We start from the raw sequence: 16,264 nt of genomic DNA on the forward strand, positions 1-16,264 counted from the left end.
CTCAAGCAGTTCCGTCGCGTCGCAACCCGCTACGACAAGCTCCTCGCCAACTTCCGCGGCTTCGTTCTGCTCGCCTCAATCGCCATCCTACTCCGCTGAAATCGTCACCACCGCCTAGGATCTTCCCCAACTCGAAGAAAAAAGAAGGGGGTCTGGGGGAATTCATTCCCCCAGCCTTCCCTCTCGCCATTCGCCGGCAAGACGCCTAGCCTTCCATTCCTTCGCCCTCAGCCGCGCAGGATGGCCATGAACGAGATCTCGCGCCCGAACGACCTCGATGCGTTCTGGATGCCCTATTCCGACAACCGGTATTTCAAGTCGCATCCTCGCCTGCTGGCCCGTGCCGAGGGCATGACCTACTGGACCGCCGACGGCAAGGAAGTGCTGGACGGCACCTCGGGCCTCTGGTGCTGCAATGCCGGTCATGGCCGCAAGGAGATCACCGAGGCCATCCAGAAGCAGGCGGCGGTGATGGACTTCGCGCCGACCTTCCAGCTCGGCCACCCCGTCGCCTTCGAGGCGGCGGCGCGCGTCGCCGAGATCACGCCGGAGGGGATGGACCGCGTCTTCTTCACCAATTCCGGCAGCGAGAGCGCCGACACCGCGCTGAAGATCGCCCTCGCCTATCACAAGGCGCGCGGCGAGAGCCAGCGCGTGCGGCTGATCGGGCGGGAGCGCGGCTATCACGGCGTCGGCTTCGGCGGCATGTCGGTGGGCGGCATCGGCGGCAACCGCAAGCAGTTCGGCGCCATGCTGCCTTACGTGGACCACCTGCCGCACACCCACATCCCCACCATGAACGCCTTCTCCAAGGGCCAGCCCAAATACGGCGTCGAGCTGGCGGGCAAGCTGGAGGATCTGGTGGCGCTGCACGGCGCCGACACCATCGCGGCGGTGATGGTCGAGCCGATGGCGGGCTCCACCGGCGTGCTGGTGCCGCCCAAGGACTATCTGCAGCGCCTGCGGCAGATCTGCGACAAGCACGGCATCCTGCTGATCTTTGACGAGGTGATCACCGGCTTCGGCCGCCTGGGCACCAATTTCGCCGCCGAACGCTTCGGCGTGACGCCCGACATCATGACCATGGCCAAGGGCCTGACCAATGCCGCCGTGCCGATGGGCGGCGTGGCGGTGCGGAACGGCATCTACGACGCCATCGTCAACGGTGCGCCGGACGGCATCGAGCTGTTCCACGGCTACACCTATTCCGGCCACCCGCTGGCGGCGGCGGCGGCGATCGCCACGCTGAACCTGCACAAGGCGGAAGACCTGCCGGGCCGCGCCAAGGCGATGGAGCCCTATTTCGAAGAGGCCGCCCACGCCCTGCGCGACCTGCCGAACGTCATCGACATCCGCAACATCGGCCTCGTCTGCGGCGTCGAGCTGTCGCCCCGCCCGGGCCGGCCGACGGCACGCGCGACCGAGGTGTTCCGCAAGTGCTTCGACGACGGCGTGCTGATCCGCACCACCGGCGACATCATCGCCCTCTCGCCGCCGCTCATCGCGGAGAAGAGCCACGTGGACCGGATGTTCGGAACTCTCTCGGACGCCATCAGGGCGGCCGCCTGAAGCGAAGCGGGGAGGGCGGCGTCCGCTCTCCCCGCTCTTCCTCCCGCCGGGGAAGCGTGCCCCGCCCCACCCTCGGTTCCCTCCGCATCCGCGGCCAGCATTCGTGCTCGCGGGCAAGGCGGCAGAGAAGAAGCGAAGCTCCCGCTTGGTCGCGAGCAGGAGCTCCCCAATTCGGGGCCAGAAACCGCAAAATACTTGCTTCTCACGGCCTCGTGTCCATATAGGGCGTCCGCCCCATCCCCGGGCTTGTTGACCTGCCTTCACTCGACAGTTCTTGCCCTGGCCGCGCCCGAGACCGGTTGGCTGCTTGCCAGGCCGATGGATTGGCAGGCTGAGAGAAAGCCGCCTTGGACCTCCTGCTGCGACTCCTGGCCTATCGAGGCATGTCTCTCCCGGCCCGATGCCTGATGGCCATCCTCCTCGTCCTGCTCGCGGCCGCCCTGCGGGCCGCCTTGCCGGCGCTGGAACTGCCTTTCCTGCTCTTCATTCCCATGCTGATGGTGGCCGGCTTCTTCCTCGGCCGGGGGCCCGGCATCCTTGCCACCGCCCTCGCCGCCTTCCTGGCCGCCTATCTGTTCATCCCGCCAGCCTTCACCTTGGCGATTCCGGCCAAGCACTGGATTGGCACCGGCGGCTTCGCGCTGGTGAACCTGTGCATCGTGGCGGTCTGCGCCGCGCTGGGCGAAAGCCTGATCCGGCGCGAGACCGACCTCGCGGCCCTGGCGGAGAGCCGCACGCGGGTGGCGCAGAGCGAGGCCAACCTGCGCCAGCTGAACGAGACGCTGGAACAGCGCGTGGCGCAGGAGGTCGCGGAGCGCAGCCGGACCGAGGAGGCCCTGCGGCAGAGCCAGAAGATGGAGGCGGTGGGCCAGCTCACCGGCGGCCTGGCGCATGACCTCAACAACATGCTGGCGGGAATCACCGGCAGCCTGGAACTGCTGAAGGCGCGGCTCGCCCAGGGCCGGGTGCAGGAGATGGCCCGCTACATCACGGCGGCCGAGGGGGCGGCCCACCGTGCCGCCGCGCTGACCCATCGGCTGCTCGCCTTCTCGCGGCGGCAGACGCTGGACCCCAGGCCCACCGATGTGGACCAGCTGGTGGCGGCGATGGAAGAGCTGCTCCGCCGCACGGCCGGCCCGGAGATCAGCCTGGAGGTCAGCGGCACCAAAGGGCTGTGGAACACGCTGGTGGACCCGAACCAGCTCGAGAATGCCCTGCTGAACCTCTGCATCAACGCGCGGGATGCCATGCCGCAGGGCGGGCGGCTGACCATCGAGACCGCCAACCTGCATCTGGACCAGGATTTCACCCGCAGCCGCGACATGCCCGCCGGCGACTATGTCTCGCTCTGCGTGACCGACACCGGCACCGGGATCAGCCCGGAATTGGTCGAGCGGGTCTTCGAGCCCTTCTTCACCACCAAGCCGCTCGGCCAGGGCACCGGGCTCGGCCTTTCCATGGTCTATGGCTTCGTGCGCCAGTCGGGCGGGCAGGTGCGCATCCACTCCGCGCCAGGCCAGGGCACCACGGTCTGCCTCTACCTGCCGCGCAGCGACGAGCCGGCCGGCATGGTGGAGCAGGGCGCCAGCCTCGCGGAAGCGCCACGCGCCGCCAGCGGCGAGACGGTCCTGGTGGTGGATGACGAGGACACGGTGCGGATGCTGATGGTGGAGGTGCTGGGTGAGCTTGGCTACACCACGCTCGCCGCGCAGGATGCCGCGGAAGGCCTGGCGATCCTCCGCTCGGAGGCGCGGGTCGATCTTCTGGTCACCGATGTGGGGCTGCCGGGCGGGATGAGCGGCGGGCAATTGGCAGAGGAGGGGCGCGCGGTGCGCCCGGGGCTGAAGGTGCTGTTCATCACCGGCTATGCGGAGGCCGCTGTGCTGGGCCAGGGGCTCCGGGACCCTGGGATGCAAGTCCTGACCAAGCCCTTCGCGATGGAAAGCCTGGCCAACCGCCTCAGGCAGCTGATCAGCGGCCGGTGAGGGGAGGCCCTGCCCGCCTTTGACGGGCCGGCTCCCCCTGCCACTCCCCCTGCCACGGCCTCAGGGCCGCGGCAGCCTGCGGCGGAGCCGCCTTGGCCGTTTAGGCCCGGCTGAACCGTCCGTAGAGCCAGCCTGCCGCGCCGCCCAGAACGAGCCAGAACAGCAGGCTGGTCAGCGTGACCATCACGATGAAGCGCTGTGCCAGCGCTTCCGGCGCCAGCGCCGCGTGCTCGGCCGGCTGCGGCGCGCCGATCAGGTGCGGCAGCACGATCAGCCCGGCGCCGAGCGCCACCCAGGCGAGATGCCGGCTGAAGGCCAGCAGGCCGAGGCCGCCGGCGGTCAGCAGCACGGTGGCCACCCACCAGATCTGGCGCGCGGCCAGGGGGGCCGCCTCGGTGCCCGGCAGCTCGGGCGGCAGGCCCAGGCCAGGCGCCAGGGTGAAGACGGCGAAGCCCGCCAGCCCCCAGAACAGCCCCTGCCGCCAGTCCACCGCCTTGCCCCGCAGGGCGAAGGCGCCGACCAGCAGGAAGCCATAGGCGGTGCCGGTCAGCAGGTCGGCCAGACCGGTGTAGGCGGTGCGCTCCAGCCCGTCCTCCGGCTGCCAGGCGGCGGCGTGGTGATGGAGCGTGGCCTCGTTGCCATGGGCGTGGACCTGGCCGGCGGCGGGCGCCATCTCATAGGTCTCGGCCTGCAGGATCAGCGGCACGGTGCCGAACTGGTGCAGCACGGTGCCGGCGGCGCCGGCGAGCAGCCCGGCCAGCAGCGCCGCGAAGAACAGCGGCCGCAACAGGGTCATGGCGCCGCCCTCAGTGGCAGGGGAAGCCGTTGGCGTGGCGCGTGTCGTGCGCCGCGTTGTGCAGCGTCTGGGAATGCGAGAAGCCGACACCCCAGAGCAGGAAGCCGCCGAAGGCCAGGCAGAGGCAGGCGGCCAGCAGGCGGCTGCCGGCCTGCGACCGCGCGCCGGAGGCGGGAAGGGTGGTCGTGGAAGCATTGCGCATGGTGAAGCTCTCCGCCCGGCGCGCCCCGCGCCGGACCAGAAGGGTGTGCCGCGCGCCGGCAGGTCTCCTGGCTTGCGGCTCGACGCCTCCGGCCCGGCCTTCCCGGCGGCCTTCGCCGCCAGTGGCTGCCCCGGCAAAGGGGCAGGGGACCATCGGCTTGCCGCCAACAGTTGCGGGGGCAGCCGCCGACTTGGTCCGGGCATCCGCCCGGGCCGCACGGCGTTCCCTCTTGGCCCGCTCGCACGGGACCGGCGCGGAGGCCAGCCTAGCCTTGGACCGGCAAGCGCGGCAAGGCTGCCATTCCGGCGCCTGCGCGGGCTCCCCCCGTGACCCCGGGGGGGAACCGTATCATATAACACCACGAACGACCTTTCTCCGGCAGGACCCCAAGACCATGAGCGAAGCCCGCGAGACCGTCCCCGTCACTGTGCTGACCGGCTATCTGGGCGCCGGCAAGACCACGCTGCTCAACCGCATCCTCAGCGAGAACCACGGCAAGAAGTTCGCGGTGGTGATCAACGAGTTCGGCGAGCTGGGTGTGGACAACGACCTCGTCATCGACGCCGACGAGGAAGTCTTCGAGATGAACAACGGCTGCATCTGCTGCACCGTGCGCGGCGACCTCGTGCGCATCCTGACCGGGCTGATGCGGAGGCGCGGCAAGCTGGATGGCATCATCGTCGAGACCACCGGCCTCGCCAACCCGGCCCCCGTGGCGCAGACCTTCTACATGGACGAGGACGTCAAGCGCGCGACGCGGCTCGACGCCATCGTCACCGTGGTGGACGCCAAGAACCTGACCGCCCGGCTGGAGGACAGCGCCGAGGCGGCCGAGCAGATCGCCTTCGCCGACCTGATCGTGCTGAACAAGATGGACCTGGTCAGCGAGGACGAGGCCGCCGAGGTCGAGCGCCGCATCAAGGCGATCAACCCCTATGCCGAGATCCGCCGCGCCACCAAGTCGGACGTGCCGGTGGAGAGCGTCATCGGGCGGGACGCCTTCAAGCTGGAGCGCATCCTGGAGCGCGAGCCGGACTTCCTCACCAATGACGAGCACGAGCACAACGAGGACGTGCTGAGCATGTCCTTCGAGGTGGAGCAGCCGATCGACCCGGAGAAGTTCAACCAGTGGATCGGCATGCTGCTGCAGAGCAAGGGGCAGGACCTGCTGCGCACCAAGGGCATCCTGGCCTACAAGGGCGAGGACCGGCGCTTCGCCTTCCAGGCCGTGCACATGATCGCCGATGGCGACTTCATCGGGCCGTGGAAGGAGGGTGAGCCGCGCAGGTCGAAGATCGTCTTCATCGGCCGCAACCTGAACCGCCCGCAGCTCCGCCGCGGCTTCGAAGGCTGCGTCGCGGCATGAGCGGGAGCAGCACCGGCGGCGTGGAAGAAGCCGATTTCCTGCTGCAGAGCCGCGGCATTTCGCAGGATTTCGGCGCCTGGGTGGTGGGCGCCGCTTTCGGGCGGGACGGGCGCAGCGTCGCCTTCTCGCTGGGCGACGGCACGCTGCGCCTGGCGGATGCGGCCGATGCCGCTGCCGGCTGGCGCAGTGTCGAGGCGCATGACGGCGCCTGCCTGGCCCTCACCCCGGACGTGGCCGGCGGCTATCTCTCCGGCGGCGACGACGGCAAGCTGCTGCACGTCGCCGCCGATGGCAGCGTCGCGGAACTCGCCGATTTCGGCATGATGAAGTGGGTGGAGCACCTCGCCGCCCATCCCTCGGGCCTGCGCGCCGCGGCGGTCGGCAAGGTGGTGCACCTGCTCGACCGCGACGGCCAGAAGCTGAAGGCGCTGGAGCACCCTTCCAGCGTCGGCGGCGTCGCCTTCGACGCCAAGGGCAAGCGCGTGGCGGCCGGGCACTACAACGGCGCCAGCCTGTGGTTCGTGCATTCCAAGGAGGACAAGCCGCGCGTGCTGCCCTGGAAGGGCAGCCATCAGCTCGTGCAGTTCAGCCCGGACGGCACCCATGTGGTGACCACCATGCAGGAGAATGCCCTGCACGGCTGGCGCCTGACCGACCAGCAGGACATGCGCATGTCCGGCTATCCCACCAAGATCAAGTCGATCTCCTTCACCGGCAAGGGCCGCTGGCTGGCCACCTCGGGGGCGGATTGCGTGGTGCTCTGGCCCTTCTTCGCCGGCGGGCCGATGGGCAAGCCGCCGGTGGAGCTGGCGGGCGGGGACGGCGTGCTCTGCACCCGGGTCGCCTGCCATCCGCAGCACGAGGTGGTGGCCGCCGGCTTCCAGGATGGGCTGGTGCTGATGGCCGAGATCGCCTCCGGCAAGGTGGTGCCGGTCGCGGCACCGGGGCGTGGGCCGGTCTCCGCGCTGGCCTGGAACCCGGCGGGAACGCATCTCGCCTTCGGCACCGAGACCGGCTTCGCCGGGCTGGTGGACCTCTCCAAGCGGTGAGGAGAGGCGGCCGGAGCGGCCCTCCCCCTGCACAGTCTCGTGCGCGGATGGCGGGCCGCCCTTAGGCTCACGCCGAAGTGGCGCCACCCAGCCTTGCGTGACATGCCCCCTGGATGATCTCAACCGGGTCGCCGTGAATGGGGTGCCATGGGGAAACGTGACTGGCTGAGGGGCACCCAACTGCGGTTGCGCAAGACCATGCAGGCCCCCCGGGGATTGAGGATTCACCTCCTCGCCTTCGCCCTGGCACTGCTGGTGCCAGCGCTGCTGGGAGGCGGGCTGACAGCCTGGCAGCTCGGCCGCGCCTACCGGCACGCCGCCGAAACCGGCCTGCAGAGCGCCGCGCGCGCGACGGCGACGGCGGTGGACCGCGAGCTGGACGTGGTGGTGACGGCGGTCGGCACCCTCGCCAGATCGCCCGGCATGCGGTCGGCCCTCATGGCCAGCGGAACGCCAGGCACCAGCACCGCCTTCACCGACCTGCACGCGCAGATGCGCACGGTGGGCGAGGCCTTCGGCGGCTGGGTGGTGCTGGTGCGGCCGGACGGCACCCAGCTGCTCAACACGCTGCTTCCGCCCGGCGCGCCGCTGCCCCAGGCACGCGGCCTTCCCTGGATCAGGCGCGCCATGGAAACAGGCCAGGTGGTGCTCAGCAACCTGTTCATCGGCGGCGTGGCTCAGCGCCCGATCCTCGCCGCCTTCACGCCGATCCTGCCGCCGGAGGGGGGCAGGCAGGAGAGCCTTGCCCTCATCCTCGCCTTCGATCCGGCGCGCCTCGGCAGGCTGCTGGCGGAGGCAAGCGAAGGCAATGTCGCCGGGCTGATCGAGGTGGATCAGGGGCGTTTCGTGGCGCGCTCCGCCGAGCATGCCTCCGCCGTCGGCAACCCTGCCCCGCCCTGGCTGGCCCGCGCGATTCAGGGGCACAACGCCGGAATCGCCCGCGGCCTTTCCCTGCAGGGGACGGAGGTCGTGGCCGCCTATCAGCACCTGAAGCGGGTGCCCTGGGCGGCGATGGTCACCCTGCCGACGGCTGCCTATGACGCTGCGTGGCACGAACCGCTCATCGCCCTGCTGGCCGCCGGCGTGACGCTGCTGGTGGCGGCCCTGCTGCTGGCGGCCCTGCTGGCGCGCCGCCTGCTTCGGCCGGTCCAGAGCCTGGCGCACGAAGCGCAGGCGGTGGCGGCGGGGCGCCCCGCGCCGCCCAGCCTGCCCCCTACCGCCGTGACCGAGTTCGAGGCGCTGCGCACCGCCCTCGGCCGCGCCGCCGAGGGCATGCGCGCCCGTGCCGCCGCCGAGGGCCGCGCCGCGGCGGCCGAGGAGGCAGCGACGGCGCTGCGCACCGAGCGCGACCGGGCACGGCTCTATTTCGACGTGGCCGGCGCCATGCTGGTCGTGCTCGATGCCGAAGGAACGGTGCGCGGCATCAATCGCCGCGGGCTCGAGGTGCTGGCGCTCGGGAGTGAGGAGGAGGTGCTGGGCCGGAACTGGCACGATACCTTCGTGCCGGAGCGCCTGCGCCGGCCCGCGCAGGACATCCTGCGGGCGCTCGCCTCGGGTCAGGCGCAGACGGACGAGACCCACGAGAACTTCGTGCTCCGCGCCGATGGCGGGGAGCGGCTCATCGCCTGGCGCAATGCGGTGCTGCGCGATGCCTCGGGCAGGTTCCTGGCGATGATCGGCTCGGGCGAGGACATCACGGACCGCCGGGCTGCGGAGGAGCAGCAGATCCTGCTGATGCGGGAGCTGGACCATCGCGCCAAGAACGTGCTCGCCGTGGTGCAGTCGATTGTCCGCCTGACCCGGGCCGAGCGCCCGGCGGATTTCGCCGCTGCCGTGGATGGCCGCGTCCGCGCCCTTGGCCGCGCGCACACGCTGCTCGCCCGCACGAACTGGGGCGGGAGCGACCTGCGCGCGGTGGTCGAGGCGGAGCTGGCTCCCTATGCCGCCGGACAGCGCGCGACCTTTTCAGGCCCGGGGGTGCGGCTGGCACCGGAGGCGGTGCAGCCGCTTTCCATGATCCTGCACGAACTCGCCACCAATGCGGCCAAGCACGGCGCGCTTTCGCAGCCCGGCGGGCAGGTCGGGGTCGGCTGGAGTCCGCGGCCGGAAGGCGGGCTGTGCCTGGACTGGAGCGAAACCGGCGGCCCGCCCGTGCCGCCGGTCCCCGTGCGGCGGGGCTTCGGGTCACGGCTGATCGAAGCCACGACACTCCAGCTTGGCGGGACGGTCCGCTTCGACTGGCAACCCAGCGGGCTGCGCTGCCAGCTGCTGATCGCGCCCGACCGGATCGCCCTGCAGAACCCGGTCCCGGGTGCCCTCCGGCAGGCCCCTGTGAAGGAGGAGCCGGTCGAGGAGACCGGGCAGGCGCCGGCGCTTGCCGCGCTGCAGGGCTGCCGGGTGCTGGTCGCGGAGGACGAGGCGCTGGTGGCGCTGGAGCTGGAGGACACGCTGCGACGGCTGGGCTGTGCGGTGGTGGGGCCGGCGGCGACCCTCGGGGAGGCGCTGCGGCTCGCCGAGGAAGGCATCCGCGAGGGGCGCCTCGATGCCGCCGTGCTCGACGTCAACCTGCACGGCCAGGCGGCTTTCCCCGTGGCGGACATGCTGGTGCGCCATGGCCTGCCCGTGCTCTTCGCCAGCGGCTACCATGAACTGCCGGGCGGCTGGGCGATGGGCGGCGGCCAGGGGCGGACCGCCCGGCTGCACAAGCCGCTCGCCCGCGGCGCGCTGGCCACGGCGCTGCAGCGCCTGCTGGGCGGCACAGGCGGCGCGCCAGGCTCTCCGCACCCGGATGCCAAACTCCCTGCCGGGGGCCGCCGGATACGCCGTCGCCCCCGCGCGCCCGGCTCCTGAGATCCCTGCGCCAGGCTCGGGCCCGCGTTCACGCCGCGCCGCACGCCGCAGGTACCCCCTCGCCCAGCCCCACCAGCGCCAGCATCTCGGCGAAGAGCGCCTCCCGCTGGGCAGCCAGGGCGATGTCACGCTCCTGCGTCAGCGCCAGCAGCGCCGCGGGCTGCAGCCCCTTGGCAGCGAGGCGCTCGGGCGGCGTGAAGCCGATCCAGTCGGCGATGCAGCCGGCATGGGCCTCGGGGTGGAACTGCACACCCAGCGCGCGGCGATGGCGGAAGGCCTGGACGGTGCCCTCCGACCGCGCGAGCACTTCCGCTTCCGGCGGCAGCACCACGTGGTCCCCGTGCCAGCGGATCCAGGGACCGCGCCAGACGGGGGCGGAGACCTCGGCGGTCTCCATCCAGCCTTCGTGGAAGGTGCCGCTGGGCGCCACGCGGCCGCCAATGGCCGAGGCGATCATCTGCGCCCCGAAGCAGATGCCGATCACCGGCCGGTCCGCCGCGATCCAGCGCGCCAGCAGCGCCCGCTGGCGGGCGATCCAGGGATCGGCGTCATAGGCCGCCTTGGGCGAGCCCAGCGTCACCAGAAGCGCCGCCTCGGGCGCCCAGTCCTCCGGCAGTTCGGAGCCGGAGACGGTGCGCAGCTCGGCGCCACGCCTCTGCTCCAGCCACGCGCCGAAATGGCCCACCGGGGCGAGAGGGGAGTTTTCGAGTACCAGAACCCGCATTGTTCTATATCCGAGATGGAAAGCGGTGGTGCGGGGCGGCGCATGGCTGGAATCCGGGCCGCCCTTCCCCCATGAATGCCGCAAGGGTGAGCGCCGCGCATCCCTGCCGCGGCATTTCCCTCGCCGGCGCAAGGGTGTAGCGAGGCCGCAGCTGGACTTGCACCGGCTTCGTTCGTTTCACAACCTGAAAGGCTTGCCACTGCCATGCGGGCAGACCGTTTTCCCTCACTGGACCGCCGCAGGCTTCGCCGCCTGCCGCTGCTTTCTCCCCGCCAGTGGCGGCGACGGCTTCTGTTCTGGCTCAGTGCCGTGCTGGTCGGCCTCACGGCGGTCGGCTTCGCCGCCCTCGCCGACAAGGCGCAGCAGGTCTTCCACAGCATCATGGCCATCGAGCCGCTGCTGATCTTCGTGCTGGCCCCGGGCGGCCTGGCGCTTTCCCTGCTGCTGACGCGGTGGTTCTTCCCGGGCGCGCAGGGCAGCGGCATTCCGCAGGTCATCGCCGCCCTGCACGAGACCGACCCGCAGCGGATCGGCGCGCTGCTGACGCTGCGCATCGGCATCGGCAAGATCCTGCTGACGCTGCTCGGGCTGCTCAGCGGCGCCTCGATCGGCCGCGAGGGGCCGACGGCGCAGGTTGGCGCCGCCATCATGTACAGCCTGGGCCGCTGGCAGCGCCTGCCGCGCGCCGAGATGGTGCATATCCTCGTCCTCTCCGGCGGCGCGGCGGGCGTGGCGGCCGCCTTCAACACACCGCTCGCCGGGCTGGTCTTCGCCATCGAGGAGCTGAGCCACGGCACCCGCATCCGCACCGGCAGCCCGACGCTGACGGCGGTGGTGCTGGCCGGCCTGATGGCCATCGCGGTGGTCGGCAACTACGTCTATTTCGGTGTCAGCCACGCGCAGCTCGAGGTCGGGCCGGCCTGGATCGCGGTGCTGGCCTGCGGCGTGGCGGGCGGCTTCGCCGGCGGCCTGTTCAGCTCCGCCCTGCTGGAGGCACAGCGCTACCTGCCGCGCGTGGTGGGCCAGCTCGCGGTGCGGCGGCCAGCCGTCTTCGCGGCGCTCTGCGGGCTGGCCATCGCCGTCATCGGCTGGGCTTCGGGCGGTACCAGCTACGGCACCGGCTACGAACAGGCGAAGCTGCTGGTGGAAGGCCACGGTGCCGCGCTGCCGGCGGATTTCGCCATCTGGAAGCTGCTGGCCACGGTGGTCTCCTACCTCAGCGGCATCCCGGGCGGCATCTTCGCGCCCTCGCTGGCGGTGGGCGCGGGCATCGGCCAGTGGATGAGCGCGCTGCTGCCGGGCGTGCCGGCCGGCGCGGTCGTACTGCTCGGCATGGTCGGCTACTTCTCCGGCGTGGTGCAGGCGCCGATCACCGCCGCCGTCATCGTGCTGGAAATGACCAGCAATCCCCGCCTCGCCATGCCGCTGATGGGCACCGCGCTGCTGGCCTTCATGGTCTCGCGCCTGGTGTGCCGGCGGCCGCTCTACGCCAGCATGGCGAAGCGCTTCATCACGCACTGAAAGTCTGGGGGAAAGAATTCCCCCAGGCCCCCTTCTTTTTTCTTCGGGTTTTCAGCGCTGGCGGGAGGCGCGGCCTGAAACCGGCAAAAAGAAGATGGGGGTCCGGGGGAATTCCTTCCCCCGGCTTTTTTATCCGTGCACCGGGCAGCCGTTGTGGCTGGCGCGGAACCGTACCGAATCCTCGTAGGTCGGCTTGCGCGCCCGCATGATGCCGCCAAGCGGCCAGTGCGCCTCGATGCCATGCCAGGGGCTGAAGGACAGGCCGTCGTCGATCTCGCGCGAGCGCTCCTCATCCCAGCCGCTCTGCGGCGGCACGATGATGCGCGCCACGGCCACATAGGGGCTCTCCGCCTCCGGCCAGGGCACCGAGCTGTCCTCGACGGGCATGGTCTCGGGGTTGGTCAGCAACTGCGCGCGCAGCTCCCATTCGCCGCCCTGCTCCCGGAAGAAGGCGGTAACCGCCTCGCGCAGGGCGTCCGGATGGCCGCTGGTGCTGATTTCCGTCCCGGTGAGCGCCGTCAGGGCGGGCGAGGCCGGTGCGACGGAGAGCTTGGCCACATAGTCGCCGTAGCGCAGCGGCGCCTGGGTCCAGAAGGTCTCGCCGAGGATATGGGTGTTAGGCTGGCCGCCCAGGTTCTTCAGCAGGGTGCTCTCGCCGCCGAAGGTCTCCACCACCTTCTCCGCGCCGCGCAGCGTGGCCGAGACCACCTTCTTCAAACCCTGCGGCTGGTCGGTGGTGGCGGCCAGGATCTTCAGGTTTTTCGCGAAGGCCTTCGGGTCCGGCGCCGCGAAGGCGGGCGCATTGGCCATGACGAAGTCCTGCGAGGCCTCCGCCTCGGAGCCGGGCAGGCGGGCGCCCTCCACCTCCAGCACCTTCACGGCAAGGCCGCGGGGGGTGGAGACGCTGTCGTCCAGCACGTCGCCCGGATTGGTCGAGAAGCGCAGCACCGCCTGATAGGTAGCCGGCCGGGCGAAGAGCCCCTGCGCCAGGGTGGGCGGCAGGTGATCGAGCACCCGCAACTCGCCCTTCAGCAGGCCGTGGCTCTTGGCATGCACGCTGCGCACCGCATGGCCATAGTCCTCGAAGGTCGTCTCGCTGATACGGCGCAGCGCCTGGATCAGCTCGGCAATGGTCTCGGCCTCATCGGGCTGCGGGGATTCGAGGCCAGGGGCGTAGCGGACAGGCATGGGCGTCGTCCTCCATGGGGGGCTCCCCGCAGAACGCCCCCCTGCCCTCGCCCGTTGCCGGCTCAGCCGATGCGGATGATCCGCGCCAGCGCCGCCACATGCTCCGGCGGCGTCGGCGGCACGATGCCATGGCCGAGATTGAACACGAAGGGCCGCCCCCGCATCGCCGCCAGGATGGAGCGCGCCTCCGCCTCCAGCGCCGGGCCGCCGGCCACCACCGCCTGCGGGTCCAGGTTGCCCTGCAGGGTGATCTGCGGCGGCACGCTGGCGGCCGCCCAGCGCGGGTCCATGGCGGTGTCCATGGCCACCGTGCCTACCCCGGCGCGCTGCGCGTATTCCACCAGCATGGGACCTGCGAGCCGCGGGAAGCCGATCAGCGGGATGTCCGGCCGCACCTTGCGGATGGCGCGCACGATGGCATTGGCCGGCTCGATCGACCAGCGGCGGAACTGCGCGGGCGGCAGCAGGCCGGCCCAGCTGTCGAACAGCATCAGCGCCTCGGCGCCCGCCTCGGCCTGGGCCAGCAGGTATTCCACCGTGGCATCCACCAGCAGCCGGATCAGCTTGCCGAACAGGACCGGGTCGGCATAGGCGAGGCGGCGCGTCTCGGGGAACTCCTTGCCGCCCTTTCCGTCCACCATGTAGCAGGCCACCGTGAAGGGGCTGCCCGCGAAGCCGATCAGGGCCGTTTTCGGCGCTTCCTGAGCCAGCCCGGTCCGCACCCGCGCGACCGTCTCCAGGATGGGCGCCACATTCGCCCGCACGGCCTCGGGCTGCAGCGCGGCGAGGCCGACGGCATCCCGCAGCGGGTCCAGCAGCGGTCCCTCCCCCTCGGCATAGCGCAGCCCCTGCCCCATGGCCCAGGGCAGCATCAGGATGTCGCTGAACAGGATGGCGCCATCCATGCCGTAGCGGCGCACCGGCTGCAGGGTGACCTCGGCTGCCAGCTCGGGGGTCGTACACAGGCTGATGAAGTCGCCAGCCTGGGCCCGCAGCAGGCGATATTCTGGCAGGTACCGCCCGGCCTGGCGCATCAGCCAGAAGGGCGGGGGCCAGAGGGCTTCCCCCGAAAGGGCACGCAGCAAGGGCTTCGACGCGTTTTCCATGGCGCCCCTTTCTATGAAAAAGAGTCTTTAAGAAAGGTGGGTGGTCCAGTAGGGCCTGTGGATAAGGGGGACGCAAATTCCTCCACCGCTTTCCACAAAGTTTTCCACAAGTGCGAATCGGCAAAAAACCCAGCTCAAAGGCCGGTTTCCGGCTTTTTCCCCGGACTCGCACCGCCCGCTGTGCCCAGCCATGCCCAACCCTCTGAAAATGCGGATTCAATCCCCGATTCTCCCAGGGGGGCTTGGCGAGGGTCCGGTTTTCCACAATCTCCACAGCAATCCCCGCTATTCTCCACCCCCAGAACGCCGCAGAACGCCCCGGAGCCGATGCCGAACCGCCCTTTCAACCTGCATCTTGTCTCCGACAGCACGGGCGAGACGCTGAACTCCATCATGCGGGCCACCCTGGCCCGTTTCCCCGACCCGCAGGTGGTGCACCACCGCTGGTCGCTGGTCCGCTCGCACCTCCAGCTCGAACAGGTGCTGGAGGGCATCAAGGCGGAGCCCGGGCCGGTGATGTTCACCCTGGTGGACCGCTCGCTGCGCCATGCGCTGGAGGAGGTCTGCCAGCAGATCGGCGTGCCCTGCCTCTCCGTGCTGGACCCGGTGATGGACCTGCTGCAGGCGCAGCTCGGCCAGCAGGCGCGCGAGAAGCGCGCCGCGCAATACGTGCTGGACGCCGACTACTTCCGCCGCATCGACGCCATGCACTTCGTCCTGGCGCATGACGACGGCCAGGGCGTCGCGGGCATCGAGGAGGCGGATTGCGTGCTGGTCGGCGTCTCCCGCTCCAGCAAGACGCCGACCTGCTTCTACCTGGCGAACCGCGGCATCAAGGCGGCCAATGTGCCGATCGTGCCGACCTCGCCCCTGCCGGCGGAGCTGGAGGACCCCCCCTGCCCGGTGATCGGCCTGACCATCGACACCAGCGCGCTGATCGACATCCGCCGGCACCGGCTGAAGATCATCGGCAATGGCGGTGTGCGGCAGGACGCCAACGACTACGTGGATTTCGAGGCCGTGAAGGCCGAGATCCAGGCGGCGCGGCGGCTCTGCACCAGCCATGGCTGGCCGGTGATCGACGTCACCCGCCGCTCGATCGAGGAGACGGCGGCCACGGTGCTGCAGCTGATGGAAGCCTGGCATGCCCGGCGCAACCAGCAGATGGCCGCGGCGCGGGCGGCGCCGCCCGGCCCATGACACGGTTGATCCTCGCCTCATCCTCCGCCACGCGCGCGGCGCTGCTGCGCGCCGCCGGGCTGGACTTCGAGGCGCGCCCCGCCACGGTGGACGAGGCCGCGCTGAAGGCCGCCGCCCAGGCGGAGGCGATCCCGCCCGCCGACGCCGCCATCCTGCTGGCCGAGGCCAAGGCCGAGCGCATCGCCCGCCGCGAGCGGGAGGCGCTGGTGATCGGTGCCGACCAGCTCCTGGTCTGTGAGGAGCAGTGGTTCGACAAGCCGGAGGACGTCGCCGGCGCGCGCGAGCAGCTCCGCGCCCTGCGCGGCCGGACGCACACGCTGTTCACCGCCGTGGTGGCCTGGCGGCATGGCCAGCGCGTCTGGCAGCATGTGGCGCGGCCGCGCCTGACCATGCGCGACTTCTCCGAGGCCTTCCTGGAGCGCTACCTGGCGGCGGAGGGCGAGGCGGTGACGCATTCCGTCGGCGCCTACCGGCTGGAGGGACTGGGCATTCAGCTGTTCCGCGAGGTGCAGGGGGAGCACAGCGCCATCCTGGGCCTGCCGCTGCTGCCGTTGCTCGGCTTCCTGCGCCAGCACGGGGCGCTGGAGGACTAACAGCGCCTTTCAAAACCGCTCCTGAAGCGCGTTGAGGCAGATGAGGGAGCAGGCGAGGGCGGTGAGGGCATGGTGGATGTCGAGCCTGCGTTCGTAGCGGATGGCCAGGCGGCGG

The 16,264-nt window shown here is 70.8% G+C and carries 13 protein-coding genes, 2 pseudogenes and 1 riboswitch; of the genes and pseudogenes, 9 read left to right on the top strand and 6 right to left on the bottom strand.

Annotated elements, in window-relative coordinates:
• The 3 genes and pseudogenes from QMO56_RS25640 to QMO56_RS25650 all read left to right on the top strand — a co-directional run.
• A pseudogene (locus QMO56_RS25640) lies at nt 1-99 on the top strand (IS5/IS1182 family transposase); the annotation flags it as partial.
• 147 nt (nt 100-246) lie between these two features.
• Nucleotides 247-1,569 carry an aspartate aminotransferase family protein gene (locus tag QMO56_RS25645; RefSeq protein ID WP_283530330.1) on the top strand — a complete coding sequence of 441 codons (1,323 nt, stop codon included), beginning with the start codon at nt 247-249 and terminating at the stop codon, nt 1,567-1,569.
• Between the two features lie 407 nt (nt 1,570-1,976).
• A complete protein-coding gene (locus QMO56_RS25650; protein WP_283530333.1) occupies nt 1,977-3,554 on the top strand; it encodes an ATP-binding protein in 1,578 nt (525 codons plus the stop codon).
• A 100-nt stretch (nt 3,555-3,654) separates the two neighbouring features.
• On the opposite strand, the gene QMO56_RS25655 is transcribed toward QMO56_RS25650, so the two are convergent.
• Both QMO56_RS25655 and QMO56_RS25660 read right to left on the bottom strand, forming a co-directional pair.
• The gene (locus tag QMO56_RS25655) at nt 3,655-4,350 is read right to left on the bottom strand and encodes a CbtA family protein (RefSeq protein ID WP_283530335.1); all 696 of its coding nucleotides are present in this window, start codon (nt 4,348-4,350) and stop codon (nt 3,655-3,657) included.
• A gap of 10 nt (nt 4,351-4,360) precedes the next feature.
• Nucleotides 4,361-4,552 carry a CbtB domain-containing protein gene (locus QMO56_RS25660; RefSeq protein WP_283530337.1) on the bottom strand — a complete coding sequence of 64 codons (192 nt, stop codon included), beginning with the start codon at nt 4,550-4,552 and terminating at the stop codon, nt 4,361-4,363.
• 39 nt (nt 4,553-4,591) lie between these two features.
• Nucleotides 4,592-4,820: riboswitch (cobalamin riboswitch) on the bottom strand.
• A 126-nt stretch (nt 4,821-4,946) separates the two neighbouring features.
• Between QMO56_RS25660 and QMO56_RS25665 the strand changes: the two genes are divergently transcribed.
• The 3 genes from QMO56_RS25665 to QMO56_RS25675 all read left to right on the top strand — a co-directional run bounded on the left by QMO56_RS25665 (nt 4,947) and on the right by QMO56_RS25675 (nt 9,817).
• The gene (locus tag QMO56_RS25665; RefSeq protein WP_283530339.1) at nt 4,947-5,918 is read left to right on the top strand and encodes a GTP-binding protein; all 972 of its coding nucleotides are present in this window, start codon (nt 4,947-4,949) and stop codon (nt 5,916-5,918) included.
• The gene (locus QMO56_RS25670) at nt 5,915-6,967 is read left to right on the top strand and encodes a WD40 repeat domain-containing protein (RefSeq protein ID WP_283530341.1); all 1,053 of its coding nucleotides are present in this window, start codon (nt 5,915-5,917) and stop codon (nt 6,965-6,967) included. The genes QMO56_RS25665 and QMO56_RS25670 overlap by 4 nt, the downstream gene beginning before the upstream one ends.
• A 216-nt stretch (nt 6,968-7,183) precedes the next feature.
• Nucleotides 7,184-9,817, top strand: a complete 2,634-nt coding sequence (locus QMO56_RS25675) for an HWE histidine kinase domain-containing protein (protein WP_283530343.1) — start codon at nt 7,184-7,186, stop codon at nt 9,815-9,817.
• A 28-nt stretch (nt 9,818-9,845) separates the two neighbouring features.
• Here the strand turns inward: QMO56_RS25675 and QMO56_RS25680 are convergent, their stop codons facing one another.
• Nucleotides 9,846-10,541, bottom strand: a complete 696-nt coding sequence (locus QMO56_RS25680) for a type 1 glutamine amidotransferase (RefSeq protein WP_283530345.1) — start codon at nt 10,539-10,541, stop codon at nt 9,846-9,848.
• Nucleotides 10,542-10,745: 204 nt separating this feature from the next.
• On the opposite strand from QMO56_RS25680, the gene QMO56_RS25685 reads away from it, so the two are divergent.
• Complete coding sequence (locus QMO56_RS25685) at nt 10,746-12,062, top strand: chloride channel protein (RefSeq protein WP_283530347.1); 1,317 nt, start codon at nt 10,746-10,748, stop codon at nt 12,060-12,062.
• Nucleotides 12,063-12,191: 129 nt separating this feature from the next.
• Here QMO56_RS25685 and QMO56_RS25690 read toward each other — a convergent pair whose 3' ends face one another.
• A complete protein-coding gene (locus QMO56_RS25690; RefSeq protein ID WP_283530349.1) occupies nt 12,192-13,250 on the bottom strand; it encodes a catalase family protein in 1,059 nt (352 codons plus the stop codon).
• A 62-nt stretch (nt 13,251-13,312) separates the two neighbouring features.
• Entirely contained in the window at nt 13,313-14,356 is a 1,044-nt protein-coding gene (gene hemE / locus QMO56_RS25695; protein ID WP_283530351.1) for a uroporphyrinogen decarboxylase, read from the bottom strand.
• Between the two features lie 327 nt (nt 14,357-14,683).
• Between hemE and QMO56_RS25700 the strand changes: the two genes are divergently transcribed.
• Both QMO56_RS25700 and QMO56_RS25705 read left to right on the top strand, forming a co-directional pair.
• A complete protein-coding gene (locus QMO56_RS25700; RefSeq protein WP_283530352.1) occupies nt 14,684-15,556 on the top strand; it encodes a pyruvate, water dikinase regulatory protein in 873 nt (290 codons plus the stop codon).
• A complete protein-coding gene (locus QMO56_RS25705; RefSeq protein WP_283530354.1) occupies nt 15,553-16,149 on the top strand; it encodes a nucleoside triphosphate pyrophosphatase in 597 nt (198 codons plus the stop codon). Before QMO56_RS25700 ends, QMO56_RS25705 begins: the two co-directional genes overlap by 4 nt.
• A gap of 9 nt (nt 16,150-16,158) precedes the next feature.
• On the opposite strand, the pseudogene QMO56_RS25710 reads toward QMO56_RS25705, so the two are convergent.
• Nucleotides 16,159-16,264, bottom strand: a pseudogene (locus tag QMO56_RS25710) (IS5/IS1182 family transposase); the annotation flags it as partial.

It is taken from the genome of Roseomonas sp. E05 (genome assembly GCF_030063475.1).
GTDB lineage: Bacteria > Pseudomonadota > Alphaproteobacteria > Acetobacterales > Acetobacteraceae > Pseudoroseomonas.

Excerpts from the sequence above, each read along its gene's own strand:
- QMO56_RS25680 (WP_283530345.1), bottom strand. The coding sequence starts at position 10,541 with ATGCGGGTTCTGGTACTCGAAAACTCCCCTCTCGCCCCGGTGGGCCAT.
- QMO56_RS25650 (WP_283530333.1), top strand. The coding sequence starts at position 1,977 with ATGGCCATCCTCCTCGTCCTGCTCGCGGCCGCCCTGCGGGCCGCCTTG.
- QMO56_RS25655 (WP_283530335.1), bottom strand. The coding sequence starts at position 4,350 with ATGACCCTGTTGCGGCCGCTGTTCTTCGCGGCGCTGCTGGCCGGGCTG.
- QMO56_RS25685 (WP_283530347.1), top strand. The coding sequence starts at position 10,746 with ATGCGGGCAGACCGTTTTCCCTCACTGGACCGCCGCAGGCTTCGCCGC.
- QMO56_RS25690 (WP_283530349.1), bottom strand. The coding sequence starts at position 13,250 with ATGCCTGTCCGCTACGCCCCTGGCCTCGAATCCCCGCAGCCCGATGAG.
- hemE (WP_283530351.1), bottom strand. The coding sequence starts at position 14,356 with ATGGAAAACGCGTCGAAGCCCTTGCTGCGTGCCCTTTCGGGGGAAGCC.
- QMO56_RS25645 (WP_283530330.1), top strand. The coding sequence starts at position 247 with ATGAACGAGATCTCGCGCCCGAACGACCTCGATGCGTTCTGGATGCCC.
- QMO56_RS25660 (WP_283530337.1), bottom strand. The coding sequence starts at position 4,552 with ATGCGCAATGCTTCCACGACCACCCTTCCCGCCTCCGGCGCGCGGTCG.
- QMO56_RS25665 (WP_283530339.1), top strand. The coding sequence starts at position 4,947 with ATGAGCGAAGCCCGCGAGACCGTCCCCGTCACTGTGCTGACCGGCTAT.
- QMO56_RS25705 (WP_283530354.1), top strand. The coding sequence starts at position 15,553 with ATGACACGGTTGATCCTCGCCTCATCCTCCGCCACGCGCGCGGCGCTG.
- QMO56_RS25670 (WP_283530341.1), top strand. The coding sequence starts at position 5,915 with ATGAGCGGGAGCAGCACCGGCGGCGTGGAAGAAGCCGATTTCCTGCTG.
- QMO56_RS25700 (WP_283530352.1), top strand. The coding sequence starts at position 14,684 with ATGCCGAACCGCCCTTTCAACCTGCATCTTGTCTCCGACAGCACGGGC.